The sequence below is a fragment of the Emergencia sp. genome (genome assembly GCF_048465375.1).
Classification (GTDB): Bacteria; Bacillota; Clostridia; order Peptostreptococcales; family Anaerovoracaceae; genus Senimuribacter.
Window position 1 is genome coordinate 219309 of record NZ_DBFWLQ010000011.1, and the last position, 26789, is coordinate 246097.

General features: G+C 47.7%; 26 protein-coding genes. 5 read left to right on the forward strand and 21 right to left on the reverse strand.

What is annotated here, in order from left to right; genetic code table 11:
* Positions 1-17 precede the first annotated feature (17 nt).
* The 3 genes from ACMQ5W_RS10090 to ACMQ5W_RS10100 form a co-directional block, all read right to left on the reverse strand.
* On the reverse strand, positions 18-2327 hold the full coding sequence (locus ACMQ5W_RS10090; RefSeq protein WP_419025078.1) for a vitamin B12-dependent ribonucleotide reductase: 2310 nt from the start codon (positions 2325-2327) through the stop codon (positions 18-20).
* Positions 2328-2397: 70 nt separating this feature from the next.
* Positions 2398-5106: an ATP-binding protein gene (locus ACMQ5W_RS10095; protein WP_419025079.1), complete on the reverse strand. Its 2709-nt coding sequence runs from the start codon at positions 5104-5106 to the stop codon at positions 2398-2400.
* 93 nt (positions 5107-5199) lie between these two features.
* On the reverse strand, positions 5200-5757 hold the full coding sequence (locus ACMQ5W_RS10100; RefSeq protein WP_148491275.1) for an ECF transporter S component: 558 nt from the start codon (positions 5755-5757) through the stop codon (positions 5200-5202).
* A gap of 130 nt (positions 5758-5887) precedes the next feature.
* On the opposite strand from ACMQ5W_RS10100, the gene ACMQ5W_RS10105 reads away from it, so the two are divergent.
* Positions 5888-7270, forward strand: a complete 1383-nt coding sequence (locus tag ACMQ5W_RS10105; RefSeq protein ID WP_419025080.1) for a PLP-dependent aminotransferase family protein — start codon at positions 5888-5890, stop codon at positions 7268-7270.
* A 251-nt stretch (positions 7271-7521) separates the two neighbouring features.
* Here the strand turns inward: ACMQ5W_RS10105 and ACMQ5W_RS10110 are convergent, their stop codons facing one another.
* The 6 genes from ACMQ5W_RS10110 to ACMQ5W_RS10135 all read right to left on the reverse strand — a co-directional run bounded on the left by ACMQ5W_RS10110 (position 7522) and on the right by ACMQ5W_RS10135 (position 12749).
* Positions 7522-8487, reverse strand: coding sequence for a serine hydrolase domain-containing protein (locus tag ACMQ5W_RS10110; RefSeq protein ID WP_419025081.1), 966 nt, complete (start codon positions 8485-8487; stop codon positions 7522-7524).
* Positions 8441-9319 (reverse strand): MerR family transcriptional regulator, encoded by an 879-nt coding sequence (locus ACMQ5W_RS10115; protein ID WP_419025082.1) that lies wholly within the window; start codon positions 9317-9319, stop codon positions 8441-8443. The genes ACMQ5W_RS10110 and ACMQ5W_RS10115 overlap by 47 nt, the downstream gene beginning before the upstream one ends.
* A gap of 81 nt (positions 9320-9400) precedes the next feature.
* Positions 9401-10132, reverse strand: coding sequence for a hypothetical protein (locus ACMQ5W_RS10120; protein WP_419025083.1), 732 nt, complete (start codon positions 10130-10132; stop codon positions 9401-9403).
* Positions 10129-10995, reverse strand: a complete 867-nt coding sequence (locus tag ACMQ5W_RS10125) for an ATP-binding cassette domain-containing protein (RefSeq protein ID WP_419025084.1) — start codon at positions 10993-10995, stop codon at positions 10129-10131. The genes ACMQ5W_RS10120 and ACMQ5W_RS10125 overlap by 4 nt, the downstream gene beginning before the upstream one ends.
* A complete protein-coding gene (locus tag ACMQ5W_RS10130; RefSeq protein ID WP_148491265.1) occupies positions 10982-11359 on the reverse strand; it encodes a GntR family transcriptional regulator in 378 nt (125 codons plus the stop codon). The genes ACMQ5W_RS10125 and ACMQ5W_RS10130 overlap by 14 nt, the downstream gene beginning before the upstream one ends.
* A gap of 370 nt (positions 11360-11729) precedes the next feature.
* Positions 11730-12749 carry an FAD:protein FMN transferase gene (locus ACMQ5W_RS10135; protein WP_419025085.1) on the reverse strand — a complete coding sequence of 340 codons (1020 nt, stop codon included), beginning with the start codon at positions 12747-12749 and terminating at the stop codon, positions 11730-11732.
* 33 nt (positions 12750-12782) lie between these two features.
* Here ACMQ5W_RS10135 and ACMQ5W_RS10140 point away from each other — a divergent pair, with 33 nt between their 5' ends.
* From ACMQ5W_RS10140 to ACMQ5W_RS10155, 4 genes are read left to right on the forward strand one after another with little or no spacing between them, the layout of a single operon-like run.
* The gene (locus ACMQ5W_RS10140; RefSeq protein WP_419025086.1) at positions 12783-13154 is read left to right on the forward strand and encodes a NusG domain II-containing protein; all 372 of its coding nucleotides are present in this window, start codon (positions 12783-12785) and stop codon (positions 13152-13154) included.
* Positions 13138-13662: a Gx transporter family protein gene (locus ACMQ5W_RS10145; protein WP_419025087.1), complete on the forward strand. Its 525-nt coding sequence runs from the start codon at positions 13138-13140 to the stop codon at positions 13660-13662. The genes ACMQ5W_RS10140 and ACMQ5W_RS10145 overlap by 17 nt, the downstream gene beginning before the upstream one ends.
* Before the next feature lie 16 nt (positions 13663-13678).
* Complete coding sequence (locus ACMQ5W_RS10150) at positions 13679-14437, forward strand: aminopeptidase P family N-terminal domain-containing protein (protein WP_419025088.1); 759 nt, start codon at positions 13679-13681, stop codon at positions 14435-14437.
* A gap of 4 nt (positions 14438-14441) precedes the next feature.
* Complete coding sequence (locus ACMQ5W_RS10155; RefSeq protein WP_419025089.1) at positions 14442-15410, forward strand: M24 family metallopeptidase; 969 nt, start codon at positions 14442-14444, stop codon at positions 15408-15410.
* A 619-nt stretch (positions 15411-16029) separates the two neighbouring features.
* Here the strand turns inward: ACMQ5W_RS10155 and ACMQ5W_RS10160 are convergent.
* The 12 genes from ACMQ5W_RS10160 to ACMQ5W_RS10215 all read right to left on the reverse strand — a co-directional run bounded on the left by ACMQ5W_RS10160 (position 16030) and on the right by ACMQ5W_RS10215 (position 26755).
* Positions 16030-16665, reverse strand: a complete 636-nt coding sequence (locus ACMQ5W_RS10160) for a GNAT family N-acetyltransferase (protein WP_419025090.1) — start codon at positions 16663-16665, stop codon at positions 16030-16032.
* A gap of 46 nt (positions 16666-16711) precedes the next feature.
* Entirely contained in the window at positions 16712-17122 is a 411-nt protein-coding gene (locus ACMQ5W_RS10165) for a DUF3788 domain-containing protein (protein WP_419025091.1), read from the reverse strand.
* A 28-nt stretch (positions 17123-17150) separates the two neighbouring features.
* Positions 17151-17504, reverse strand: a complete 354-nt coding sequence (locus ACMQ5W_RS10170; RefSeq protein WP_419025092.1) for a hypothetical protein — start codon at positions 17502-17504, stop codon at positions 17151-17153.
* A 223-nt stretch (positions 17505-17727) separates the two neighbouring features.
* Positions 17728-18195 (reverse strand): RidA family protein, encoded by a 468-nt coding sequence (locus tag ACMQ5W_RS10175; RefSeq protein WP_419025093.1) that lies wholly within the window; start codon positions 18193-18195, stop codon positions 17728-17730.
* A gap of 1 nt (position 18196) precedes the next feature.
* A complete protein-coding gene (locus tag ACMQ5W_RS10180) occupies positions 18197-19381 on the reverse strand; it encodes an aminotransferase class V-fold PLP-dependent enzyme (protein WP_419025094.1) in 1185 nt (394 codons plus the stop codon).
* A gap of 22 nt (positions 19382-19403) precedes the next feature.
* Positions 19404-20777: an APC family permease gene (locus ACMQ5W_RS10185; RefSeq protein WP_419025095.1), complete on the reverse strand. Its 1374-nt coding sequence runs from the start codon at positions 20775-20777 to the stop codon at positions 19404-19406.
* A 219-nt stretch (positions 20778-20996) separates the two neighbouring features.
* On the reverse strand, positions 20997-21581 hold the full coding sequence (locus ACMQ5W_RS10190) for a GntR family transcriptional regulator (RefSeq protein WP_419025096.1): 585 nt from the start codon (positions 21579-21581) through the stop codon (positions 20997-20999).
* 155 nt (positions 21582-21736) lie between these two features.
* The gene (locus tag ACMQ5W_RS10195) at positions 21737-22285 is read right to left on the reverse strand and encodes a DUF308 domain-containing protein (protein WP_419025097.1); all 549 of its coding nucleotides are present in this window, start codon (positions 22283-22285) and stop codon (positions 21737-21739) included.
* A gap of 143 nt (positions 22286-22428) precedes the next feature.
* A complete protein-coding gene (locus ACMQ5W_RS10200; protein ID WP_419025098.1) occupies positions 22429-23625 on the reverse strand; it encodes a glycine C-acetyltransferase in 1197 nt (398 codons plus the stop codon).
* Between the two features lie 39 nt (positions 23626-23664).
* Positions 23665-24429, reverse strand: coding sequence for an EFR1 family ferrodoxin (locus tag ACMQ5W_RS10205; protein ID WP_419025099.1), 765 nt, complete (start codon positions 24427-24429; stop codon positions 23665-23667).
* 249 nt (positions 24430-24678) lie between these two features.
* On the reverse strand, positions 24679-25884 hold the full coding sequence (locus tag ACMQ5W_RS10210) for an L-serine ammonia-lyase (RefSeq protein ID WP_419025100.1): 1206 nt from the start codon (positions 25882-25884) through the stop codon (positions 24679-24681).
* Positions 25859-26755: a LysR family transcriptional regulator gene (locus ACMQ5W_RS10215; protein WP_419025101.1), complete on the reverse strand. Its 897-nt coding sequence runs from the start codon at positions 26753-26755 to the stop codon at positions 25859-25861. The genes ACMQ5W_RS10210 and ACMQ5W_RS10215 overlap by 26 nt, the downstream gene beginning before the upstream one ends.
* Between the last annotated feature and the right edge of the window lie 34 nt (positions 26756-26789).

The window sequence follows — 26789 nt, forward strand, 5'->3', positions numbered from 1 at the left end:
GTCCTATTCTATTTCGTTTAGCCACACTTAGAAAATCCACAATTGCGGCAGATGACACAGCCCCCTTCATGCTCTACCACACTTCCGCATTCCGGGCAGGCATGAATCTCATTTGCCGTGGCCGGTATGATTGGATGTTTCTGTGGGACAGGATTGTCTGTCGGCATCTCGTAGCTGGCTTTTTCCTTCGGCTGTTCTTCAATCAGCTTAGAGACCTTCATTACAACCTTTGCAATCGCATCCGGGCAGGAAGTACAACTCATGCCCTGCTGCCTGATTGTAGACGGACACCTGATCCCCTTCAGCTGGTCGTAGACTTCGTTGATGGAAATTCCGCTGCGCAGAGCGACTGACACCAATCTGGCTGTCGCCTCGCTCTGGCTAGGGCAACCGCCGGCTTTGCCAGTGCTGGTGAAGACTTCACAGATACCGTTTTCGTCGTAGTTGGTCGTAACATAAAGACTTCCGCAGCCGATTTTCATCTTCTCCGTAAATCCGCGGGTGATGTCAGGACGAGGGCGCGGTTCGATGTGACCAAAGTCAATTTCGTCACAGGCAGGACAATTTGACGGACTCTGATGTACGCTCTGCATCTGTGCACTTTCCCGGTTGACCTTGCCGATGTTGAGTACCTGTTCTTCACGGCTGCCGTCACGGTAGATGGTCACGCCCTTGCAGCCTTCTTTATACGCCAGCAGATAGACATCTCTGACTTCATTTCTCGTAGCCTCTTTCGGGAAGTTGACAGTCTTTGATACGGCGTTATCTGTATATTTTTGAAATGCAGACTGCATCTTGATATGATCAATCGGTTTGATATCGTGAGAGCAGACGAAGACGCGGCGCACCTCTTCTGGAATCTCGCTGCAGTGAGCAATGGTTCCTTCCGAAGCGATCTTCTTCAGCAGCTCGTTGCTGTAAAGTCCCAGTTCTTTCAGTTTCGCTGTCAGCACCGGGTTTACTTCAATCATCTCCGTGCCGTCCATGATGTTGCGAATGAAAGCATAGGCGAATACCGGTTCTACACCGGAAGAACACCCACCGATAATAGAGAGGGTCCCTGTCGGCGCAATGGTCGTTACCGTGGCATTTCTCATAGCCGGTCCCTCTTTCAGGGTGCTGACTGAAAACAATGGGAAGTTTCCCCTCTTTTCCGCCAATCTTGCACTCGCTGCATGACCGGTATTATTGATATAGCGCATCACTCTCTCCGCCAATTCCACTGCTTCATCAGAATTATACGGAATGCCCAGCATCAGCAGGGCATCTGCCCATCCCATGACGCCCAATCCTATTTTTCTCGAAGCCCTGGTGGTTTCAGAAATCTTCTCTAAAGGATAGTTATTGGCATCTATGACATTATCGAGAAAATGCACAGCCTTTTCTACCGTCTCGCCCAGCAGACGGAAATCCAGTTCGTAGCCGGTCAAAGTCTTGCGAAGCATTTTGACCAAATTGATAGAACCCAGGTTGCAGCTCTCGTAAGGCAGCAATGGCTGCTCCCCACACGGATTGGTGCTCTCAATTTCCCCCTGGCTTGGCGTTACGTTATCGCGGTTGAGCCTGTCTAGGAAGATGATGCCTGGCTCTCCATTTCTCCAGGCGTGGTCGACAATCATGTCAAAGACCTTCTCCGCGCTGAGGTGTCCAACCGCCTGTTTGGTTTTCGGATCAATCAGGTCATAGTCACTCTGATTTTCCACAGCTTCCATAAAAGCCTCTGTAATGCCGACGCTGATATTAAAGTTGGTGATCTCGCTGTTATCAGCTTTACAGTTGATAAAATCCAGAATATCAGGATGATCGATGCGCAGTACGCCCATGTTGGCTCCTCTGCGAGTGCCGCCCTGCTTGACTGCTTCTGTAGCGGCGTTAAATACCTTCATAAAGCTGACCGGGCCGCTGGCAACACCACCTGTGGATCTCACCGCAGAACCGCTCTGGCGAAGCCTCGAAAAAGAGAATCCTGTACCGCCGCCTGATTTGTGAATCAGCGCCGCGTTCTTGACAGAATCGAAGATGCCCTCCATGCTGTCTTCTACAGGCAGCACAAAACAAGCTGACAGTTGTCCCAAAGTCCTGCCTGCATTCATCAACGTCGGTGAATTGGGCAGGAATTTGAGATCGGTCATCAGCTCGTAAAAATCGTCACTCAGCGCTCTCGTATTTGTACTCGTATCGTAATTGGCGTCTACTGCCGCGATTGTATCTGAAACTCTGCGAAACATATCCTCAACAGTCTCGAGAACATTGCCATTTTCGTCTTTACCCAGGTATCTTTTTTCCAATACCGTAAGGGCATTTTTGCTTATTTCTTCAATTGCCATTTTTTCCTCCTACACATTATATATTGTCACTTGGACAATTATATCACTATATGTAGTATACGGCAATGGGTTACAGCAAATTTTCTAAAGTTTCATAGAGCAGATTGACGTCCACCGGTTTCGCAAGATAGCTGGTAATCCCCGCATCCTTTGCCTTCTCTACATCTTCCTCAAAGGCATCGGCAGTCATGGCAATAATTGGAATTTCATTCGCATCTGTTCGGTCCATGGTGCGAATTTTACTGGTCGCGGTCAAGCCGTCCATCTCCGGCATACGAATATCCATCAAAATGCCATCAAAGAAGCCCTCCTGGCTGTCTGCAAATTGCTCCACTGCTTCCCTTCCGTTCAAAGCACAGAAGACCTGAAGTTCTTTCTTCAGAAGCAGTTTCTTGGCGATTTCCCGGTTCATATCGTTGTCCTCAACTAAAAGAACCCTTTTTCCCTTCAGCGTTTTCTGCGTATTCTCTATCACCGTCTGTTCCGCAGCATGATCCTTTGGTGCTACCTCCAGCATCAGTCCAATGGTAATCGTCGTACCGACATCCTTCTTGCTTACGATATCAAAAGTACCGCCCATCATGTCTACAATACTTTTCGCAATGGCCAGACCCAGTCCGGTTCCGCCGCCTGATCCGTCGTTGCGTTCCTGGGCAAACGGTTCAAAGACATTCTGCAAGAATTCTTCGCTCATGCCGATCCCGGAATCTTTGATGACGAAAGTCGAATCTAAAAATCCACTTCCATTGTCAGCCGCCTGAATAGAAAACTCTACCCGACCGCCGGCTGGCGTAAACTTGACCGCATTGGTCAGCAAATTGATAAAGACCTGATCAAATCTGATCTTGTCGACCAGAATATCCTCTCCGCCGATTTCGTAACGACAGACAAAATCGATATTTTTCTGCGTACAGAGCGGTTCCACCATGACCCTGACCGTCCGTTCAAAGTCCTGATATCTATACTTAGACGGGTTGAGCGTGAATTCTCCGCTTTCGATCTTCGCCATGTCCAACACGTCGTTAATCAATCTGAGAAGGTAATCGCTGGAGTCGTTGATCGCTTTCAGGTACTCTTTCATTTCCTGCGGATCGTCCACCTCGTCTCCTGCCAGCGCAGTCACACCGATGATCGCATTGAGCGGCGTCCTCATCTCGTGACTCATCTTTGATAAAAACTCACTCTTCGCATTGTTGGCCTTCAGCAGTTCCAAATTTTCCTCTTTTTTGCGTCGATTGAGGACAACCGTTGCCGCAAGGCAGATGACAAGCACTACAAAGGCTGAGATGATACCGACTGCTCTGACTGGATTTTTACGAATCCAGGAAGAGAGAAGGTCCTGGTTGTCAATTTGCGATGATTCCAGCAGATAAGAATTCATCGTGGCCGAATCCACATTTTCGATGACCTCGTTTACGACTGCTATCAGTTCGCGAGAGGCATCCTTACTGAAAGAACAGACATAGTTGCTCTTCTCTTCAGAAACCGGAAGGGTGGCAATTTCCTGGTATGCGTTGTTTGAGATATTGTAATTGACTACCAGAGATGAACCGTAGCCGTAATCGGCTTCTCCTTTTTCCACTCGTTTCATCTGCTCTTGCAGACTGCCCTCCCTGCTCTGCTTGAGTGCAGAAAGGTCGGAGATATCTGCCGATTTGTTATAATACAGTACCTTATCACTGGTCAGAAGGGGCACCGAGAAAATCAGTCCGTTTTCATCTGCCCATACATAGTCTTCTGGCACAGCCAGAGTCATATCATACCTTCCAGAAGCCATGGCTTCCTTGAGGGACATTCCCTGAGGCAGACTGCACAATTCGACCTTCAGTCCTGTCGCCTCCGTCAAACGCTTCATAAAGGAAACAAAAATACCTTTATAGATGCCGCTGGTCTCCTGTGACTGCAGCGGTTTAATCTCATCCGGCACTAAAACCTTCAGCTTCTTTTTTTTCTCAATGTAAGCCTGGGAGGCGGTGCTAAAGGCGCATTCCCCCTCTTTATCAGAAAAATATTTGTCGTGCAGATCTTTTCGGTAATCCGGCTCAACGTACTCGATGGATTCTATAGCCTTATCTATCTCATCGCAAAGCTGAGCATTCGCTTTTGAGCAGGCGAAATAAAAGGGCCTGTCTGCAAAACTGGCTACAACTTTGGTTCCCGCCAGTGGTAACAGACTCAGGGATACCATGACATCTGCCTTGCCGTTTTTAATGGCCTCCAGCTGTTCTTCATCTGTCTGGCATTTGACCTCTGTGTACTCGATGTTATTGGATTTACAGAATGCCTCCAGCTCTTCATTTCTCATATCGGCCATGTCGATCACGGCGACCCGCAGGTTTTTGCGCAGTGCTAAATTATCTTCGTTTATAGCGGTATTGGTCTTACTGGCAAGCAACGTCGTAAAAGCATACCCATAGCCTTTCTTCGGATAGGCATATGTCTCCGCCAGCCCCTCGTTATAGACCATGCCGCTGATAATATCTACTTGGCCTTTTTCTACTTTCTCCATCATGTCTACAATGGCCCCATCCAGACTATCTGTTTCAGAGAATACGAATTCTACGTCCCAGTTGGCATACTGCGCCATCTTCATGATGTAATCATATGAATATCCGCTCAAATTGCCGTCTTCGTCTTTTTCCATCAACCCTTCTTGCTCTACAAAGGCAACTTTCACTTTTTTATGGGCTTGAACACTGTTGCCGCCAAAGACGGGCACGGTGAGACTTAGTAAGATGGCAACGGCTAAGAATACTGCAAAAACTCTATTCCTCTTCATTTTAACCCACTCTCCTGCAATTCTATTCCTATATGATACCATGAAACACATAAAAAAACGAGAGAATTCTCATTCTCTCGTAAAACATTCCAGCTATTTTATGGCAAAGAATTTCTTGGCCGGCGTCTTGCACAATGCCGATGCGATGACACTTGCAATCACCATACCGACTGCGAACTGTCCGATGTTCCAAGGAATGCTTGGAATCGGTACCAGCAGGTTGCCGTACATGACTGCAGAAGCGATATAATAACCGACTACCATTTCGAGGCCAGCCAGAACCATACCGACGATTTCCATAGCAGAAATACCAAAGCTGCCTGTATTGTTCCTGCCCTTCTTCTCCATGTGTTCCACAAAGGCTCCCATAATGAACGCCATGAGGAATTTGATAACCAATGTCCATGGTGCCCAGAAGGCGTAACCGCCGATGATGTCTCCCATGGCAGAACCGACTCCCGCTGCAATGCTGCCGTTCTTCTTCCCCAGCACCAGGATGGAGAGGAAGATCATAGAGTCTCCCAAATGTACATAACCTTGCGTAAAAGGAATGGGCAGTTTGATGAACATGGTCGCTACCATGACCAAACACATCATCAGTCCAGTCATCACGATGGCTGTTATTTTATTATCGTTTTCATTTCTGATCATTATTCTCACCCGTTTCCTATTCAATCTGTTGACATTTTCTATCGCAGTATTATAATAGCATTAAAGTGTAAATAATTAAATATGCAAATTTAATTATTTTCTTATGAACAGTTTGGAGGTTTTTAACAGAATGAAGCCAATTACACTACAGTTTGACGACAATACTTCGACGCCACTCTATATACAGTTATATCGTTATCTGAAAGGAGAAATCACCTGCGGCAATATGAATGCGGGAGAAAAGCTGCCCTCCCTGCGCCGCCTGTCTAAGGACCTGTCCATCAGCGTTACTACGACGGAATTGGCCTACAATCAGTTGCTGGTGGAGGGATACGTGATCAGCAAGCCTCAATCAGGATATTATGTGGCAAGTATCGCAGGGCATTTTGCCAAGGACCAGGAGCATGCCAATATCAGCCATGACTTTACCACTTACACCTTTGAGGATTCCGCCTATAAGTACGATCTGTCCTGTTTTGATTTTAACAAGTGGAAGAAATGTATGGCGAGAGTGCTGAACGAATACTCCCATCTGCTGCTCTTTGAAAGCGACCCCAAAGGAGAAGCCGCACTGCGCTTTGAAATTTCCAAATATGTCTACACCTCCCGCGGCGTCACCTGCAATCCAGACCAAATCGTCATCGGTGCCGGCACCCAGCAGCTGACCACTCATCTGTGCCGTATTATGCGCAAGATGGACATCGGTCACGTCGCTACGGAGGATCCCGGCTATCTGCCGGTGCAGAATATCTTCCGCGACCACGGCATGAGTATTACGAAGATTCCTGTCGGCACCGACGGAATCATGATTGAAAAACTGCCCACCAACATTCCAGCCGCGGTCTACGTCAGTCCGTCCAACCAATTTCCCACAGGCTCTGTCATGCCCATCGGCAAGCGATACCGTCTCCTGGAGTGGGCAAGCGAAAACGACAGTTTCATCCTGGAAGACGACTACGACAGTGAACTGCGTTACTTCGGCAAGCCAGTTCCCGCTCTGCAGGGACTGGACAAGAACGCTCGTGTCGTCTATCTGGGTTCTTTCTCTTCCACCCTCTTTCCTGCCATCAAAATCAGCTACATGGTTTTGCCCAAGGAAATGGTGGATATCTTTGACGCCATCAAAAGCGACTATACGCAGACCTGTTCGAAGACAGAGCAGCTGACCCTGGCACTTTTCATGGAAGAGGGGCTGTATTATACCAACATCAAGAAACTGCGCAATCTCTATTCACAGAAGCTGCAGACAGCCCTGGCCGCTTTTTCGAAGTACGGAAATGATTTTACGACACCTACCAACACCAACTCCGGCATCAATATCATTTTGAAGGTGCGTACAAAAAAAGATCCCGGCAAGTTATCGCAGATGGCAAAAACCATCGGGCTCAATGTCCTGCCGGCAGCCAGCCTGACCGACCAGGATACTGCCGCTTTGATTTTTTACTATAATCAGATTCCTCTGGACGAGTTGGAAAGTTCCATCAGGGAAATGATTCATTTATGGTCAGCATAAAAAACGAGTGCATGACGGAGCGTCGCTCCTATGCACTCATGCCGCCCGCAAGGGGCGACGCTTCGTAAGGTACGTTCTTTGCCTTTTCGCCCCAGCTTTAGCTGGCTAGGCGAAACGGACAGCGAAAGGAGCGTTTGCGACTGGAGGAGTGAGCAAAGCGAACGATGAAACATACGGAAATACGTCCTTCGGACGATATTTCCTATGTTATAAAAGGACCGAGCAGATTTCGGTCCTTTTCTAAATCAATTTTATAATGCAGGCTCAATATATTTTTGAATCAACGCAATGCTGTCTTTTGCCTGCGGGTGAAAAAATGCGGCGATAGAAACCACCAGCTTCTGGGATTTGTTGACATAAATCACGTTGCCGCCGTCACCCATGGCCGAGTAGCCCTGATCCTCCAGCCACCACAGATAACCATAAGGCAGATCTAACTCCTGCCAGCGGCTGTACTCTCGGGTGCTCTGGTTTATCCACTCTTTGGAGACAATTTGCTTTCCTTCCCAGAGGCCGCCGTCAAGGTACAATTGACCGATCTTTGCCATATCCCTGGCAGAGAGGGTCAGACCCCAGCCGGCCGTATTGTTTCCTGCTTCATCACAGACCCATCCGCTGATGTCTGACCGCGTATTGAAAGCCATCTGCTCTTCTTCGCTGCTGAAAGTGATAGGATCTTCCACCGTCATTCCAAGTGGCGAAAACAGATTTTCCTTCGCAAAATCAAGGACAGACTGACCCGTTCTTCTGACTAGAATCCCCGATAAAATATCTGGTCCGATGAGGCCCGCATACCGGAAATCACCGATTTTGTCACTGCCGCCCAATAAGTCCAGGGCGAATTCCACGTAATCGCTGCTAGTAAAGTATTCGATATATGGCGCCTCCTGATATTTATATGGCGCGGTCATCGTCAGCAGATGTTCCAAGGTCACATTCTCAATTGTATTCTCCCCATTTTTCACCGTGTAATCTGGAAAAAACTCCAACACCCGCTGATGAACGCTTTTGATATACCCCTTATCTACAGCGATGCCCAGCAGTATAGATACGATGCTTTTGGTCACGGAATAGACGTGAATGCGACTGTCCTCTGTGCAGCCATTGAAGTATTGTTCATATAGCAGGCTGCCATCCTTCTGCACAGTCAGGCCCGCAATATTGCTATACTCACTCTCTATCATCTGTTCCAGTTCTCTCTGTTTTTCTCGCTTCATAAGATCCTCCCTTTCTCTTTCTGATCGGAAAATAGATTTCCGTAATCAGTTCACTATCTTCTGATACCTGAGAAGGATCCGTCACATAGACTTCGTAGAGGGCGTCACTGCCTTCATATCCCTGATTTTCCGCCCACTGACGCTGTCTTGTGTATACAGAAGGCAGCTTGCTATAGGAACCGTGCAAAACGGTTTTCAAACACAATCCCGGCCGGAAATCCCTCGTCCCTTTTGCATATTCTTCTACGGGTACTGCAAATTCCGTGTCCATACCCTCTGGCGTAAACTCACTGCTGTGAAACAATACCATGGGTGGTGCCGTTACTGTCAATTGGTCATCAGCAATTTTTCGAAACAGCCTGCCAAAACAATGGCTGTAGGAATCCGCAAATTCATGTTCGCTAATCATTCTTCGCATAGACAGCAGATTCATCATCGGCATATCAGCCAGCGTCACGTCGATGTCTTCCATATAGGTCATCACAGACCTGCCTTCTTGCAATTTGCTGATATCATCCCTCAGTTGATCCAAAATGTTTTGGTATTGCTGCATTTGTTTTTCCATCTCACTCTTCTTTTTGCTGAGAAGCCGGCAGAGGTTTTCTGCCTCTGCCTCATCTGATTCCAATATCCCCTTGATTTCCTCCAAAGAGAAGTGATATGTCTTCAATCGGTTGATAAACAGCATCTGCTCCAATTGGTCGATTGCGTAATAGCGATAGCCATTTTCCTGATTGATTTCTTCTGGCTGCAGCAGCCCTATCTCGTCATAATAGCGCAGCGTCTTGCTGGACACCTGACAAATCTTTGAAAACTCACCGATAGATAGCATGGCCATCTCCTTTCCTTCTCCTCTACAGAATACACCTTGCCCTTAGGGGAAGGTCAAGCCCCTTGTTCTTTGGTCAGAATGTCATACTTTTAATTCCGTCCTGCGTATGATCAAATAGGACCCGAGGCTGAAAATGCCAGCGACGAGAAGCAGGAACATGATAGGGTACAGGAAGTTAATCGTGTTCCCACCCGCAAAACCGATCGCTTTGATGGCAAACTCAACGACTGCCTCTGTAAAAGCTTTTGGCAGAACAAACTTGAACACGACAGGTATGATCAGAACGAAAGTCAGCCCAAGGCCGATCCCCAGATAAATGGACGCTGCTTTTCCAATTCTATTGATGATCAAAATCGCCAGATACAGCAGGCAGCAGACCAGCATATAGGCGAGGAAGAGCCAGAGCCAGTTGATGAAAACGGAGTGTTCATATCCGTATAAGCCGCCAAAGATGGAAAAGTACCCCTTGGCCACGGCGTGAAGCCCGTTCCCTACGATGGTATCGACAGCGGCCATAATGGCCGAGGTAAAAGCGAACAGCGACAGCGCTGCCAGATAAATATATTTGCGCGTGAAGCCATTTTGAATCAGCATTTTAAAGTCCTCTTTGAAGCCAAAGACGCCTAAGATTCCCACATAGATCATCGAATTGAGTTCCAATCCGTTGGTGCCGATTTTATCCCGGTCGCCAGTGCTGATGAAGACGATGACAGAAATCACCGAAATTGCCGCAAATACGCAGGCATAAAAGACCCAGATATATTTGAAGGACGTCGTGCATTCATACCGTATCACCGTGCCTAATTTCTTCATTGCTCATTCCCGCCTTTCTCTGTCAATTTAACAAATAGCTTCTGCAGATTCATATTGGAAATCTGCAGATTGCCGCCCTGCGGCAGGTCTTCTCTTTCTCCCAGCACATAGGCCAGCTTCAGGCTCCCCAGCTCGTCGCAGCCGATGACGTTTTTCCCTTCGCAGTACCTGTCCACCTGCTCCGCAATGCCGGAAACGCAGTATCCCTTTTCCATCAAAGCTTCCACCGTCTCCTGCAGCAAAACCTTTCCGCTATCTATGAGCACCACTTCCTCGATAAGGTTCGCCACTTCTTCGATGAGGTGGGTCGCAATGATGATCGTCCTCTGATTGCTCTGGTAATCCTGCAGCAGCAAGTCGTAGAACAGCTCCCTGTGGTTGGCATCCAGGCCCAGCACAGGCTCATCAAAGACCACATAAGGAACGTTCAGGGAGAGGGCGATGGCCAACTTGAAGATGGACTGATAACCCTTGGATAACGCTTTGAATTTCTTGTTTGTATTCAAGTCGAATTTTTCTGCAATCTCATATGCCCTCTCTAAATCAAAACAGTCGTAAAAGCGCGCCGTCCATTTGAAGAGGTCCTTGACTTTGAGGGCGCCATCGTAGAGATCCGCCTCGCTCATGCAGTAAAGCTTCTCTTGGACCTCCATATTCTCATAGGCCGCAAGACCGTCGATGAAAATTTCTCCCTGGTCGGCAAAAATCCGATTTGCCATGATATTGATCAGGGTAGATTTGCCTGCTCCGTTCCTTCCCAGAAATCCGTAAATCTTACCGTGTTCAAAGGAGAGCGAAACGTCCGTCAGGGCTGCGACGTCCTTGTATTCTTTGCTCACATTTTTAATTTCAATCGCGTTCATGTTCATAACCCCTTTCTATCAACGTGATGATATCCTCTTTTGACATCTGCAGCTTGCGTGCCTCTTCAATCAGCGCCGCAATGTATTGGTTGTAAAACTGTCCCTGCCTCTTCTGCCGTATTTTCTCTACTGCGCCGATCTTTACATACATCCCCAGTCCTCTTTTCTTATAAATCATTTCTTCGTCAACAAGCATGTTCATTCCCTTGAGCACCGTATGGGGATTGATATTCAACAGCGCTGATATTTCGTTTGTGGAAGGAATTTTGCCCTCTTCCGGAAATACGCCGGTAAATATGGAATCCTCTAACTGTTCCGCAATCTGTATGAAGATTGGTTTGTCTATATTTGGATTGATGTTCAATGCTATCACCTCTTTGCCAGTTAGTTAGTCAAGTAACAAACTAAACTACTTCTTAAATATAGCGCATTATAAAACTGTTGTCAAGGGATTTGTGAAAAAGCAAAATCCTCTGCTTCATAAATGATAAGGTCTTAAGTAAGCGAAGGGAAAATGCCCCAGGAGAACCTCTCGTTACGATAAGGTTACGCTTTTTGGTCACCTCTGCACACTCTCGCGTAACCGGATTACTGTCAGAATACTTCAATAGATAGGAGAAATTATGGACATTTTCAAAAGTGCATCACTGCTCTAAAATGCGCTCATGGCTGCATGCAAAAAGCACCGGCCGAAGCCGGTGCTGCAATCAGACTGATTTATGATTTTCAAAACTTTATTCTTCCCTAAAGGAATCCATCCCACTGGTCTTCGTAATCTTGCCGTCCTGGTCCACGAACACGGCTTCCACGCCGTCTACCTTTTCGATGAACTTGACGCCCTCTTTGACGCCCAGGATCAGGCAGATGGTAGACATGGCATCGCAGTCGCCGGAGCGTCCCAGGTCAGAAACCAAAGATACGCTGACCACATCGGTGTCCACGGGATAGCCGGTGTTCACATCCAAAATGTGGTGATAGATTTTCCCATCTATTTCAAAGGATCTTTCGTAGGTGCCGGAAGTGACCACAGTGGCGTCTTTGACTGTCATCGCCCCGATCAGTTCGTCTCGTTCTGAAAATGGCTTGGTGATACCGATCTTAAAATCGTCGCCATTGTGATCTCCGATGGCGATGATATTGCCGCCCAAATTGATGACTGCACTGGTAACACCTTTCTCCTGCAGCAGTTCTGCAGCTTTATCTCCTACGTAGCCTTTGCCTACGCCCCCTAAATTGATTTCACCTGCAGCATTTGCCATGGTCACCGTATTCCCGTCGATTTTAATCTGATGATAGTCTACTGCCTCCAGCGCAGTTTTAATCTTCGATGCAGACGGCAGCTGCGGCTCTTCCGCATGGAAGTCCCAAAGATCTGTCACCTGTCCGATGGTGATATCGAACTTGCCGTCAGACAGCTCACCATATTCGATGCCTTTTTTGATAACCTCTATCGTGCGCGGATCGCAGGTCACAGCTGCTCCTTTGGCGTGGTTGATCTTATAGATATCCGAGCCCTCGCGGGTGACACTGATCAGAGACTCGTACTCTGCGCACAAGGCAAAGGCAGCGTCGATGGCGGATTCTGCCTTTTCCTCGCTCATATCCTCCATATCGTAAATACTGATTCGACACATGGTGTCCATATAATAGCTGTCTTTTTCAACCTTCTCTGTCTTTCCCGCACAGGCGGTCTGTGTTATAATAAGCGTTGTTACCATAGAAATGGTCAATAATCGTGTAAGAAATTTTTTCATGTGCACCTCACAGCAAAATGTTAGGAGTGTTAAATGTTTAAAATAATCAAAAAAGCGGATATCGCTTTATTTGTGGTTTTGATTTTAATCGGCCTGGGCCTGTCCTGGTGGTCCGCCGCATCTGGAACCCAGGGACAGAAAGTCGTCGTCACTGTTGACGGCAAGCTTTACGGCACCTATAGCCTGGTCGAAAATCAGACCATAGAAATTCAACAAAATAACCACCTCAATAAGATTACCATAAAAGACGAAACAGTGCAAATGTCTTATTCTGACTGTCGCAACCAGGTCTGCGTCAAAGACGGAAAAATCAGCAGGACCAATCAGAGCATCGTCTGTCTGCCAAACAAAGTGATGGTGGAAATCACCGGCGGAGAGGAGGAATATGATGCAATCTCAAATTAGTAAGAATTCGCTGAGGACAAAGCGCCTCGCAATTTCGTCCATGTTCGCATGTCTGGCGCTGATCTTCTCCTATGTAGAAGCAATCATCCCTTTCAATGCAGGGATTCCCGGTGTCAAACTGGGCATCGCCAACCTGGTTGTCATCATCGCTCTCTATGAGATGAGCTTCAAATATGCTTTTGCCATCAATGCTCTGCGCATCCTGATTGCCGGACTGCTTTTCAGCGGCGTTTTCGGAGCGCTCTACTCTCTCGCCGGAGGGCTTCTCAGTCTGACCGTCATGTGGCTGCTCAAAAAAAGCAAGCTCTTCAGCATGGTCGGCATCAGCATGGCCGGCGGAGTCGCTCACAACATGGGGCAGTTGCTCGTAGCCGCTCTCGTCGTTTCTAACCTGAAAATGTTTCTCTATTTTCCGATATTGATGTTTTCGGGGATTGCCAGCGGTATCATGATTGGCATCGTCGCCTATGTAATCGACAAAAAAGTACCAAAGAGTTTGTTTAAATAGAAAGTGAGGAAAATTTATGAGACAGCAGCTTATCGATCTACGCAGAAAAATGCAGGAATACCAGATTGACGCCTATCTGATTCCAACTACGGACTATCACGGATCAGAATACGTCAACGACTATTTCAAGTGCCGAAAATACATTTCCGGTTTCTCTGGTTCCGCCGGAACCTTGGTCATTACCAGGGAGGAAGCTTGGCTCTGGACCGACGGCCGCTATTTCCTGCAGGCTGCATCGCAGCTTGCTGATACGGGCATCGGCCTGATGAAGATGGGCCAGACTGGTGTTCCGTCCATCCCTGAATACCTGAAAACGGTATTGACAGGTGAGGGCAGCCTGGGCTTTGACGGCAGAGTGGTGGACTGCAATATGGGCCGCCAGCTGGCAGAAAATTTCAAGGTGCGCTGGGATATGGACCTCGTCGGCGAAATCTGGACTGGCCGCCCCGCCCTTGACGGAACAAAGATTTATTCTATCCCTGAGTCGGTCACCGGTGAATCAGCCACTTCAAAGCTTTCGAGAATCCGCCGCTACATGGCGGAAAAAGGCGCTGATTATCATCTGATCACTAAGATGGAAGAAATCGCCTGGCTCTTCAATTTGCGCGGAAAGGACGTGGCCAATACGCCCGTGTTTTTCTCCTTTGCTTTGATACAGCAGGAGAGAGCCTGCCTCTATGTGCTGGACGATTCGGCAGACCTGGCGATTGACGGCGTAGAATTTTTTCCCATATCTGCAGATTTTCGAAGATTTGAGGAATTTGCCGGGCGGTAAGATCTTGTTGGATGAAGAAATTGCCAGCTACGCTATGACCGCTGCGATTCCCCCTTCTGTGGAAATCATCAGCGATTCAGATCCGGCAGAATTGATGAAGGCACTGAAGAATCCTGTGGAGATTGCTGCTACGAAAAATGCCCATATCAAAGACGGCATCGCCATGGTCAATTTTCTTTACTGGCTGAAGAAAAACATCGGCAAAATCCCCATGTCCGAAATCTCCGCTGTCGATTATCTGGAAAATTGCAGACGGTCGCAGAAAGGCTGGTTTGACCTGAGCTTTGGGACTATCTCCGGTTATGCAGACAACGGCGCCATCATTCACTACGACCCAACGCCTGAAACCAATAAAGTTCTGCAGCCAGAGGGATTGCTCCTAGTGGACTCCGGCGGGCAATATGAGGATGGCACCACTGACATCACCAGAACCATTGTCCTGGGACCGATCACTGACGTGATGAAAGAACATTACACCGCTGTGCTGCGCTGCAACATCGACCTGGCAACTGCCAGGTTTCAAGCCGGTACCACCGGCGCCCAGCTTGACGAAATCGCCAGAAAGCCGCTGAAGGCCATAGGCCTGGACTACGGTCACGGCACCGGCCACGGTGTCGGTCATATCCTCAGCTGCCACGAGGGGCCACAGATTATCAGTCCAAAAGGAACCAGATGTCCTCTCTATCCTGGCATGATTACGTCAGACGAGCCAGGTGTCTATATTGAAGGAGAATACGGCATCAGGCTGGAGAACGAACTGCTCTGCGTGGAGATGCCAGATAGTTCCTACTCTTTTGAGACCATCACCCTCTGCCCCTTTGACCGAGAAGCGATTTTATCTGAGCGGCTGAGCGCGGAAGAGTTGGATTACCTCAACGATTACCATCAAAAGGTCCGGGAGACGCTGATGCCCCTGGTAGACGAAGAAGTCGCAGAGTGGCTGATCGAACAGACTGCACCGATCACAAAATAAACTGCAATTTAATAGGCGCCGCCTCCATAGGCGGCCCCCAATAAAGAAGTATTGTACTGGAAAACACACTATTTCAACGCTCTGGAATTCTGGTAGAACGGCAAATCGAGATTTTTCTGACTGCCAGCCCTCCTAGAGGATGGACTGGGTGTGCTTTCCACGATGCTTTTGTACTTTTTGAGCATTTCTTCTCCGTTCTGCACAAAATATTTCACCGGGACCGCTCTCTGATGTTGTGAAACACGAGTATTTAGCTATACGGGTTATTTTGGGGACTGCCAGAAGGGCCTTTTGATGATGGAATACTTTCAAAAAATAACCCGTGCCCGTTTTTCGGAGGCCCACGCCTGTAACAGCGGGGGTATCTTACGTTTATACATCCTTTTCCGGACATGCTCTTGTGCAGGATGCGCATAAACATAACAAAAAGTACAAAACGACCGTGGCGCTTTTGTTCCAGGGGTCAGGAATCATGACATCCTGAGTTGTCTTTCCTGCAAAAAACCATAAAAAGCCATTCATCTTTATTACGCAGGAAACGATTATGTCTCTCATCTGATACAAATCCCCGTTTGCCGAGCTGCTTTAAGTGCACCTTTTTGGATATTCTGCTTTTACGCTATTGGAGGATGGCGTGGCTGAGGATGTAAAATGCTTCCTGGCTGGCCTGATGTCTTTTCTCCCATTTCTCTAGCCCTGCGTCAAAACGCTGTGCTTCCTCTTGATCTATCTCGTAAGCAGAGCTTTGATGATAAATCCACTTTCGTCCGTCCAAAGCGCTAGTCTGCAGTTCTTTTACCAGCATCGCCGCCGGATAGGTCCCTTCCGCAGTACAGACGTTGTGCTTTTTGCAGCTCTGAAAGCCACAACTTACATAGTTACCAGGGTCGCCAAAGATCACGATTACATCGTAACCGAGGGCTGCCGCCTTTTCAAAGGAATGCTCGATTAATTTTTTGCCATACCCTTTTCTCTGGTATGCCGGTGAAATACAGACTGGACCAAAGGTGAGAATGTCTTTTTCTTTCCCAAACTCATCGACGAGTTTCGCCTTCGTATACATGATGCTGCCGATGATCTGGCCATCGATTTCAATTACAAAGTCAAGTTCTCGGATAAAATCCTCGTGGGAGCGCATGATATGGGTCAGATAATGTTCATCGCATCCTGGCACATATAAGTTCCAAAAAGCGGCTCTGGTGATTTCCTCCACTCTCTTGAAATCGCGTTCCTCTTCATTTCTAATCTGAATCATTTTATAAACCTCCTGCCTTTCGGGCCTGTTGATTTTCTCCATAGTATTATGAGCATTTTACGGCCAACAATTTCTGAATATCTTCAAAATGCTCCCTACACGTGACCCGATAGTGAATCCATCCGCCGTCACCGCAGGCGTATTGATTGTCAATATACGCTTTGGTATATGCCTGCACCTCTTCATACACCGATTGAAACTGTTTATCTGATAATCTGATCATCACCGAAAAGGCGTTATTCTCTGCGAAGATATTGCACACTAGTTTTTGCTTTTTTCTGTGGGCAATTCCCCATCCATAATAATTGCCATAGGGAAACGTGACATTCTGCGCAGTGCCGTATGTCTGAGACAGCCATTCATTCAATAAAGTAAACAGTTCTCCATTCTCACCGCAATAGGCCGTCATTTCAGCTATGGTCGGTTCGTTTTGCTTATCAAGTATTCTTTCATACATGTTGAATTCCTTTCTCCCTGATCAGTAATTAAAGAATCATAAACAGCGGGCTGATCAATAGCAGCAAAGTAAGAACCAGCGAGGACCATTTTCCAACTTTGGCAAACAAATCCTCTTTGTTCTTTATGGCCAGCAGAAATGCTGGTACAAGCAGAATTAATGCATAGAATACGGTGTAGTGAACACCCCGTGCCTCATCTCCAAAGGGCACTATGGAAAGTGTACGCTCAGGTGTCGCTGCTTCATTGGACCAGGCAGGCAGGTTCAGTGTATGCAGGATTTGATCGCCCAGACAATAGCCGGAAATATTGTAACTCCATAGGACAGCCACGATGACAAGGAGCAGGGATATTGAACCTAAGCCTATTTTTTTCTGTTTCATATAATACCTCTTTTTCTGATTCAATCCGCCGGCAGACGATTGACTGCCCGGCAACCCATTCTTTGCTTTAGCATAACATATGTAAAGGAGGATAGCAACTAAGTACATGCTGCCATCCTCCCTTGCATAAATTGAGTATTACATATTTGTTTTCTTTATCTGCAGAATGCGCACAACCTGCCCTTTGTTAAAAGCCTTAGCCCGCCTATAATCGCAAAGCGGATTAGTATTTTACTTTGATAATCATTTCCACTTCTAACGGAATACGAAATGGCAGCACGTTGGTGCCCACAGCTGTACGCGCATGACGCCCTCTGTCTCCCAATACTTCTACAAGCAGGTCTGATACACCATTAATGACAGTTGGCTGCTCAAAGTAATCCGGCGTGCTGTTGACAAACCCCTGGATTTTTACAACCTGTTCTAAGCGATTCCAGTCACCGCCCAACTCTCTTTTCAAAATGGCCAGAAGGTTGATAGCGGCTAACCTTGCAGCATCATAGCCTTCCGCGGTTGTCATATTTTCACCTAGCCTGCCAAACACTGCTGGTTTACCATTTTCAAAGGGACCCGCCCCAGAAAAAAACCAGATATCTCCTGCCTTCTGTACACTTACATAATTGGCCATGGGATCCGGTCCTGCGTCTAATGTGATTCCCAGATCTTGCAGCTTCTTCTCAATCTCGTTCATCTTATTTTCCTTTCCTCAGCACCGCAAAAAAGCGGTCTATATCTTCTCTGTTATTGTAATAATGAAAACCGATTCGCATTTCTCTTTCTTCATTTTCATCATACTCACCTATATGAACACAGACCTTTGCATCCATAAAATCTGCTTCGGTAACCTGTAGGCCATTTTCCAGTTTCACAGGCACAATCTGGCAGCGGTTCTTCTTGGGGAAATCGTAGCTGAGCCGAATCCCCTCAGTCTCTTCTACTCTGCTGCAAAAATAATCTGCCAGGCCGCAAACATAATTTTCAATGCTGGATAGACCAAGGCGGTTGTTCTGCGTAGCCACAAGACCCAGACCGTAAATTCCATCGTTATGCTGATGTCCAATTTCATAGCGGCCTGCGTCAGCTCTCAACTGCAAGCGGTCCTTTGCAGTGTTGAAGCGATCCGTATCTGACATCCAGCCAGCCCCCCAGTGGCTGATCAGCTTCTGTACTTTTGGACTGATGTAGGCATAGCCTGTACCGCAGAAGTTCATCATCCATTTGTAGTCGTTGCCCACAAGGAAGTCGATATTCCACTTCTTCACGTTTACCTCCAGAGAGCCGAGCGCCTGCACACCATCAACGTACAACAAAATCTCCTTCTCAGCACAGAACTTACCCAAGGCATCCATATCCATCCTATAGCCGGTATTGCTTTCGACCAGATTAACGGCGACAGCACGGGTGTGCTCATCACAAACAGCGATAATTCGTTCTACGGTAACCATGCCGTTATCCGGTTCGATGTAACGGATTTTCAGACCCTCTGCCTCCCGTTTCTGCCAGGCGAAACGACTGCCAATCCAGCCTTTTTGTACCGTAACAATATTATCGTCCTCCGCATAATCGATGCATTCTGTGACCATGGTGAACAGATGGGTAGAACTCAGCCCGAAAGCGATTTCTGACGGTTTGCAGTGAATCATCTCAGCAATGGCTTCTTTGGAACGCTGATGCATGCACAGTGTTCCAACCGTCTCCTTTTCATAAACCCACTTGGAGTCGCCGCCTTTTAGGTATCGATCATCTATGTACCTGCGGACGCCTTCATAGACGAAGTCCGGAACCAATCCGGTGCTGCCTGTCTCAAAGTAAGCCCAATCCTGGGCTGCCGGGACACGAGTTCTGAAATCAGATATTGTCTTACTAAAATCAATCATGATATTCCTCTTTATTTATTTCTTATTGATAAGAAGCTTCTTTTTCTTCCCAAGGTGCATATGGCCGTCTCAGTTCCTCCATCAAATCTTCCCCCTTGCCCTTTAGATACTTTGCGCGAATAAAGAAGTAGATATAACCGATAACATAGACTGCCAGAATCAGGGCTACAGTCTTGAGATCCAAAGTCAAGGCCATCTGCACACTGAGGTAGAGGCAGATGAAGCAAGTGAGAAGCGCCAGACACTGGGCAACCCTTACACCCATTTTTACGCTGGAATTTTGACAGCATTTAGGATACTTTCTACAGGCGAATAGCGGAGACACGGTATTTGGCAGTTCGGAAATGGTGTTGCAAAAGGAGAAAACTGTCATAACCACGCCGAATGTTGCGCCTGTAGCACAAATCCCGATGGCAATTGCCATGACAATGAACAGACTCCAGTATGCAACGCCGTGTTTGTTTTTCTTTGCAAGGATTGCCGGATACACCTTTTCACGTGCGGAAAACTCAAATAGCGCCACGCAAGCTAAGGCTACAGGCACCAGTGAGGTGATGATCCCGCAGATTGGACCGCCGATGATGAAAAAGGTCAACAGCGCCGGTGACATGAAATGAGAAGCCACTTGGGACAAGGACTCCACTTCAGCCGATGGCACTACGCCGATGGTGACTACAGCCATGAGGATATAGACAACGGCAACGATAACTGGGCAGAAAACTAAGGCAAAGGGCACGGTTCTTCCTGGATTTTTCACATCATCGGCAATCTGGCATACTGAACTTGCACCTGAGAGGGAAGACGTCAGGACGCCAATTGCCGCTGCCAAACTGCTGATACCGATTCCCGGCTTGACGATTTCTCCAAAGGTAACGTTATCTGTATCCAAATTTGGCAGACCGAGCACGATGTATAAAAAGATGGCAATCATCAGCAAAGCAACCATGATATTGCTGACTGAGACAGCCGTCTTATTCCCGAACCATGCAATGACCGCAAACACGACCAGCAGCCCCACTGCCGCTGCCGTACTGCTGATATGCAGGCTAGGAAAGAGCGGGGTAAAGTACATAGCGAACAGCGTCCCGAACAGAGATACCATAGTCGGCATCAAAATCGATGACAGAGACACGAATACGCCTGCATAAGGATGCATCAATTTTGTCGCCCACATAAACTGCGCGGCGCTGGATGGAATGGCCGCACTGGTGTACATCAGAGACAGGGAGCGCAGCACGACGACAAAAGCGGCGCCCAGCAGAGCCCAAATGATGCCTGGACCATATTCCGCTATGACTGTAGGCAGCGTTCCAAAGATACCAGAGCCGACAATACAGCCGATACCCATAAGTAACGCTCCTATCATACCAATTTTCTTTTTTTCTTTTCTTTCCATAATTCTAAGGTTTCCTTTCAGATTCTTTTGATATCATCACTGATAATTTCACGATGTCGTTTTATTGATATTATCACTGATGATATCAGTTGTCAATCTCTTTCCGCCCCTTTCACAAATTTTCTGTAAATTTTCAGACAGAAAAAAACTGTATCAAACCCCGATGGTTATGATACAGTCTCCCTTTGTTCTACTTCTTTTATCTGCGGAAGAAGACGGCTATTGTTTCCGCTTGAGATATCGGATATCTTCATCCAGGTACTGCAAAGCCTTTTCCTCATCTCTGGCCTGCATTGCATCAATAATCTTGTCAAAATTATCGATGTCCGGATCACATTTAATTTTGTTCATAGAAGCCTTGATAACGAGTGGAATCAAGGTGTCCACTAAAAATTCATTCCCTGACAGCCGGGCAAGTCCGATATGGAACTTGAAGTTGACCGTCTCTCTTGGATCCAGAGCACGAGTCTCTCCATACCGATAGAAGCGAAGCGTTTCAAGCTCCTCATCACTGGCGTTGGTGATAGCAAGACGGACACAAAGTCCTTCCAACGTCTTGCGGATTTCCTGAATTTTGTCCAGTTCTTCATCTGAATAAGTGTTGATCATATAACCACGTCTCGGATAGCTGATCAGATAACCCTGGTCTGCCAAGATGTGCAGCGCCTCCTTGACTGGCGCTTTGCTGACCCCGTACTTTTTCGCAATCTGCCCTTCGCTAAGAAAGTCTCTGGCAGAATACTCTCCGTCAATGATGCCGTTGCGGATTTCAGCATAAATCTTATGAGATAGCTTCTCTTCCATATGTTGTCCCCCTGTATCATGATAGCAATTCATTTGTTACCAGTATATGCTATTTTCAAGTTCCTAGCAAGCGTAACTTTCGTGGTGATACGGCGTGGACATGAGATAGGGCACTTACTGCCAGAATGCAGGCAGCTTTTTAGTCACACACATTCTTAATCGTCTTTGAACTTCTTCATCTCCCTGGTCATCATGATATTTGCAGCGATATCGACGATGCCGCTGGTCAGCAATCCGATGCCGATCATGGTGAAGAGGATTTTCACCGTGGAAAATGGATTCATCATCATGACGATACCGAAGATCATGACCAAGACAGCTGCAATGAGGCTCCCCTTGAAGCTGCCGTATCCGAAACGTTTGAGATTGATGACACTCTGTACGCCGACAACGCCTTTGACAGTAATCATAAATCCGAGAACAAAGGGGATGATAGAAATGACGAATTCCGATTTGATGACGATGAACACCGCCAAAAGAAGCAGGACGATACCTGTCGCCAGCCCGTTAGAACTTTCATCTGACTGTGCGCTTCCCTTGCTCATGGCATAGCCAATCAGGTAAACGGCACCCATTGCCGCCGCAGCTCCCGCCAGCATCCAGCAGATGGTCTCCCCAATCAAAGTAGGATATACGATCAAAACCAAACCCAGCGCCGCATAAATCAGCGAACTGATGAACTTGGATGTATTCTTATTTTTCAAATAAACACCTTCTTTCATAACTCTATTTTACCACATTCTTAAGCATTTAGACTACCATAATTGCCGCAGAGGCGTGCCGCAACCTTTGCAGACGATCTTACAAAGCCCTCTATTCCATTTTAAGTGAAATGGGTACTTCTTCATCATCTGCCGATTTCCGCGCGCGTCTCTTTCAATGCGTTTACAATAAAATCAATATCGTCTTTCGTATGACTAGCGCATACCTGCGTACGGATTCTCGCCTTCCCTTTGGGAACCACGGGATAGGAGAAGGCCACTACATAAACGCCCTTCTTCACCATGCGCCTCGCGTACTCTACTGCCAGTTCTTCGTCGTAAAGCATCACTGGCACAATGGGATGACTGCCTTCGACGATATCAAATCCAGCCCCGATCAATTGCTGCCGATAGCAGCCTGTGATTTCTTCCAGATGGTCGCGGAGCTTGGTACTCTCCCCCAGCATTTTGAACACTTCCAAGCTGGCTCCCGCGATGGCTGGGGCCAAGGTGTTAGAAAAGAGGTATGGCCTGCTTCTCTGACGCAGCAGTTCTACGATTTCTCTGCGAGCTGCCGTATAACCGCCCGATGCGCCGCCCAGAGCTTTGCCCAATGTGCCGGTCAGAATATCAATCCGTCCCCTGACGCCGCAGTATTCCGGCGTTCCTCTGCCGGTTTTGCCGACAAAACCCGCTGCATGGCTGTCGTCCACCATAACCAAAGCATCATACTTGTCGGCCAGATTACAGATTCCAGCCAGATTTGCGATGATACCATCCATGGAAAAAACGCCGTCTGTAGCGATCAACTTGATCCTGGCTCCTGCCTGATCAGCCGCAAGCAGCTGTGTTTCCAGATCTGCCATATCATTGTTTTTATAACGATAGCGTTTCGCCTTGCAAAGCCGCACGCCGTCGATGATAGAGGCGTGATTCAGTTCATCGCTGATGACAGCGTCCTCCTCCGTCAAAATCGTCTCGAACAGTCCCCCGTTGGCATCGAAGCAGGAAGCGTAGAGAATGGTATCCTCCATGCCAAAAAAACGGCTGATTTCCTGCTCTAGTTCCTTGTGAATATCCTGAGTGCCGCAGATAAATCTCACAGAAGACATGCCATAGCCTTTTGCGTCATAAGTATCTTTTGCTGCCTGAATCAGCTGCGGATGATCACACAGACCGAGATAATTGTTGGCACACATATTCAGCAGCTGCCTGCCATCTGCTAAAGTCACCGATCGCCCCTGCATGGAAGTGATAGGCAGTTCTTCTTTATAAAGGCTGGCTGCCTTGATTTCAGCAATTTCTTTTGAATAATAACCCAGTATGTTTTCTTTACGTGACATTTCTTCTCCCTCTTTCAACTTGATGATTCCTCTCCTCGTTTACAGATACTTTTCTATATAACACTGTTCCACTACCTGTTTCCCTAACAGGGTAATCGCCTGTGCCGGACATTGGCAGATGCAGCGATAACACATGGTGCAGCGCCCGCCTGCCGCTGCTGTGCCATCTCGCAGGAAGAGATTCTTCATAGGACACAATTTTACACACTTGCCACAGCCGATACACTTTTTGACATCAATCTTCAGCCGGTCAGTATAATCTTTCGTCTTATGATAGAAGTATAGGCGTTGTCCAAAGAGCCCGGCTAAATGATACTGGAATCCAAGACCCTCTCTCTGCGGCCTGTTTTCTTGCAGATTTTCGGCAGCTTCTTTAATTTTAACTTCCGCCCGAGCTATCAGCTTTCGATTTTCCTCTAACGATCGTTTTAGCGCCTTCTCGTCGCAGATGCTATCCGGCATCTTTAAATGCAGCCCGCCTATCACCTCGGCCCCGTACTTTTGCAGCAGTCTCGCCAAAATGCCAGCTCCATCGCCGCTGAACAAGCCCATGGTAGCAATGACAAAGACTCGTTTGCCCCGCCATAGGGTATGATGGCGGTTGATAAAGTCTTTGACGATTTTAGGCATATTACTGAACTGCACCGGGTAGCAAAATATGATTTCCTCATGGCCTTCAATTTCTTGAGCAGCCGTTTCCGCCTCAATGGAGCAGGTTTTCGCCTGTCGATCATATTCTAGCAAAAACTTTTTGATACAGTACCGTGAATTCCCTGTACCACTAAAATAAATACCAATCATCATCTGTTCCAACCTTTCAAAAATGCAAGTTTACTGTAAGGTTCTGTCTAGGACAGAACCGGCCGCTGGTGGTACAATGTCTATACCCGGCAGCTGACGAGCGTAAGCGAATGCAGCGCCGAGTGCATATGGCACGATAAAGACATCACCACAGCAAAAGGGGAAAGGGGGCGGTAAGATTCAATTTAACCGCAAAATATCACTTACGGTAATTGAACGAGCCGCAGGAGCCCAACCTGCGGCTTTTGTCATTTACTCAAAATAGGTCTTGGCAAGACCGCCTTCGCTGGTCTCTCTGTATTTGCTGAACAAGTCCCTGCCCGTTTCGTACATGGTCTTCACTACCACGTCAAAGGAAATTTTTCTGGTGTGCGTCAGGAAGTTCGCTAAACTCAAAGCGTTCATGGCTCGCATGGCCGCTACGGCATTTCTCTCGATGCAGGGAATCTGCACCAGCCCGCTGATGGGGTCGCAGGTCAGTCCCAAATGATGCTCCATGGCCACTTCCGCCGCATATTCAATTTGATCGATTTCCATGCCAAACAATTCAGACAGCCCTGCCGCCGCCATTGAACAGGCGCTGCCTACTTCGGCCTGGCAGCCACATTCTGCACCGCTGATAGAAGCGTTGGTTTTGATCAAATTGCCGATGATTCCAGCCGTCGCCAAGGCATCGATGATTTTCTCATCAGGCAGCCTGCGATACTGCTGCATGTAGTAAAGGGTTGCCGGCAAAACGCCGCTGGCTCCACAGGTTGGTGCCGTGACGATGGTGCCGCCGTCAGCGTTTTCTTCACTGACGGCATAAGCGAAAGCGCAGACCAGACGATTCTCCCTGGTCTGCGGACTCTCGTCGATATGATTCTGACGGTATAGATAGCGCGCCTTCCGCTGCACGGCAAGTCCGCCCTGCAAGATTCCCTCCGCTGCCAGACCTGCCTCAATGGTCCGCTTCATCTGCTGCCAGATTTCAGACAGATATTCTTTGATGGTTTCTCCTTCTGTCTCATAGACATACTGGCAGATCCGCATATTTTTCTCATTGCAGTAATCTCTGATTTCCTCAAAAGTAGACAACTGATAAACGTCCTGCGCCTTTTCAGCCGGACGGCCTTTGATGGCGATTCGTCCGCCGCCTACACTGTAAACCTCCAAGGCAGACATCCCATGGCCATCTGCAGCAAAAGCCTCAAAGATCATCGTATTGGGATGAGGCAGTTCTTCATCAGGTCTGTCGCTGAAAATAATTTCGCATTTTGTCCGTCCTAAGACATCGAGAATCGCCGTGTCAGTCATGTGGCCTCTTCCAGTCTTCGATAGAGAGCCGCAGAGGGTCGCCCGAAAATGATCCGCTCCAGGATTTTCTGCTGCAAAAAGTTCCGCCGCCCTTGTCGGCGCTATAGTGTGTGAACTGGACGGGCCCCGCCCAATTCTATATAGTTCTTTCAATGATTCCATTTGTCGTCTCCTTCAATACATATGTCAAAAATTTCTTCACGGCCGCAGAAGCGGTTTTGCTATCCCGCATGGCCAGACCCAGTTCCCGATATGCAGGCGCCGCCAGCGGTTTTTTTACGATGCGGTAAGGCGTCCGCTGCAAAATTAAATCAGGCAGAATGCTGATTCCCAGACCGCTCTCCACCATGGACATGATGGCATAATCGTCCAAAGTAATGAACCGCACTTTAGGATGCAGACCCCGCTGCCGCAGCAGCTCCGATACCTGAGATTTTTCTCCCCGTTCTAGGAGCATAAAGGGCTCTTCCTCTAGCGCCTTCAAAGGAAAAGTTTCGCAGTCCGCGAGGGGATGATCCTGGGGCAGAATCACCATCATTTCATCTCGTTTTAAAGGGGTGATCTCCAGTTCAGCAGAAGCAGGCAGCAGCAAGAAACCACAATCCACCCTGCCCGCCAGAAGCCACTCTTCAATTTCTCCGTAGTCGCCCGACAGCAATTCATACTCGATATTAGGAAAATCTCTCTGAAATTTCTTGATTACCGACGGCAGCCAATGGGTGGCAATACTGGAAATGGTGCCGATACGAATCAGCCCTGATTCCAGGCCGCACTGACGATCTATCTGCTCCTGCAGGTTTTGATACTCCCGGCACACGTTCTGTACGAAAGGCAGCACCTTTATGCCCTCAGAAGTAAGGCTTACCCCGCTGCGTCCCCGCTCCAGGACAGACAGATTCCACTCCCTTTCCAGATCGCCGATCATGCGGCTGATGCCGGACTGGGAGTAATGAAGTACCTCTGCCGCTTTTGTAAAGCTACCGTATTCCACTGTTTTTAAGAAGGCCATATATTTCTGTAAATTTGTATCCATTTTCCATCCGTTTTCGTAATAAAACCTATGAGAA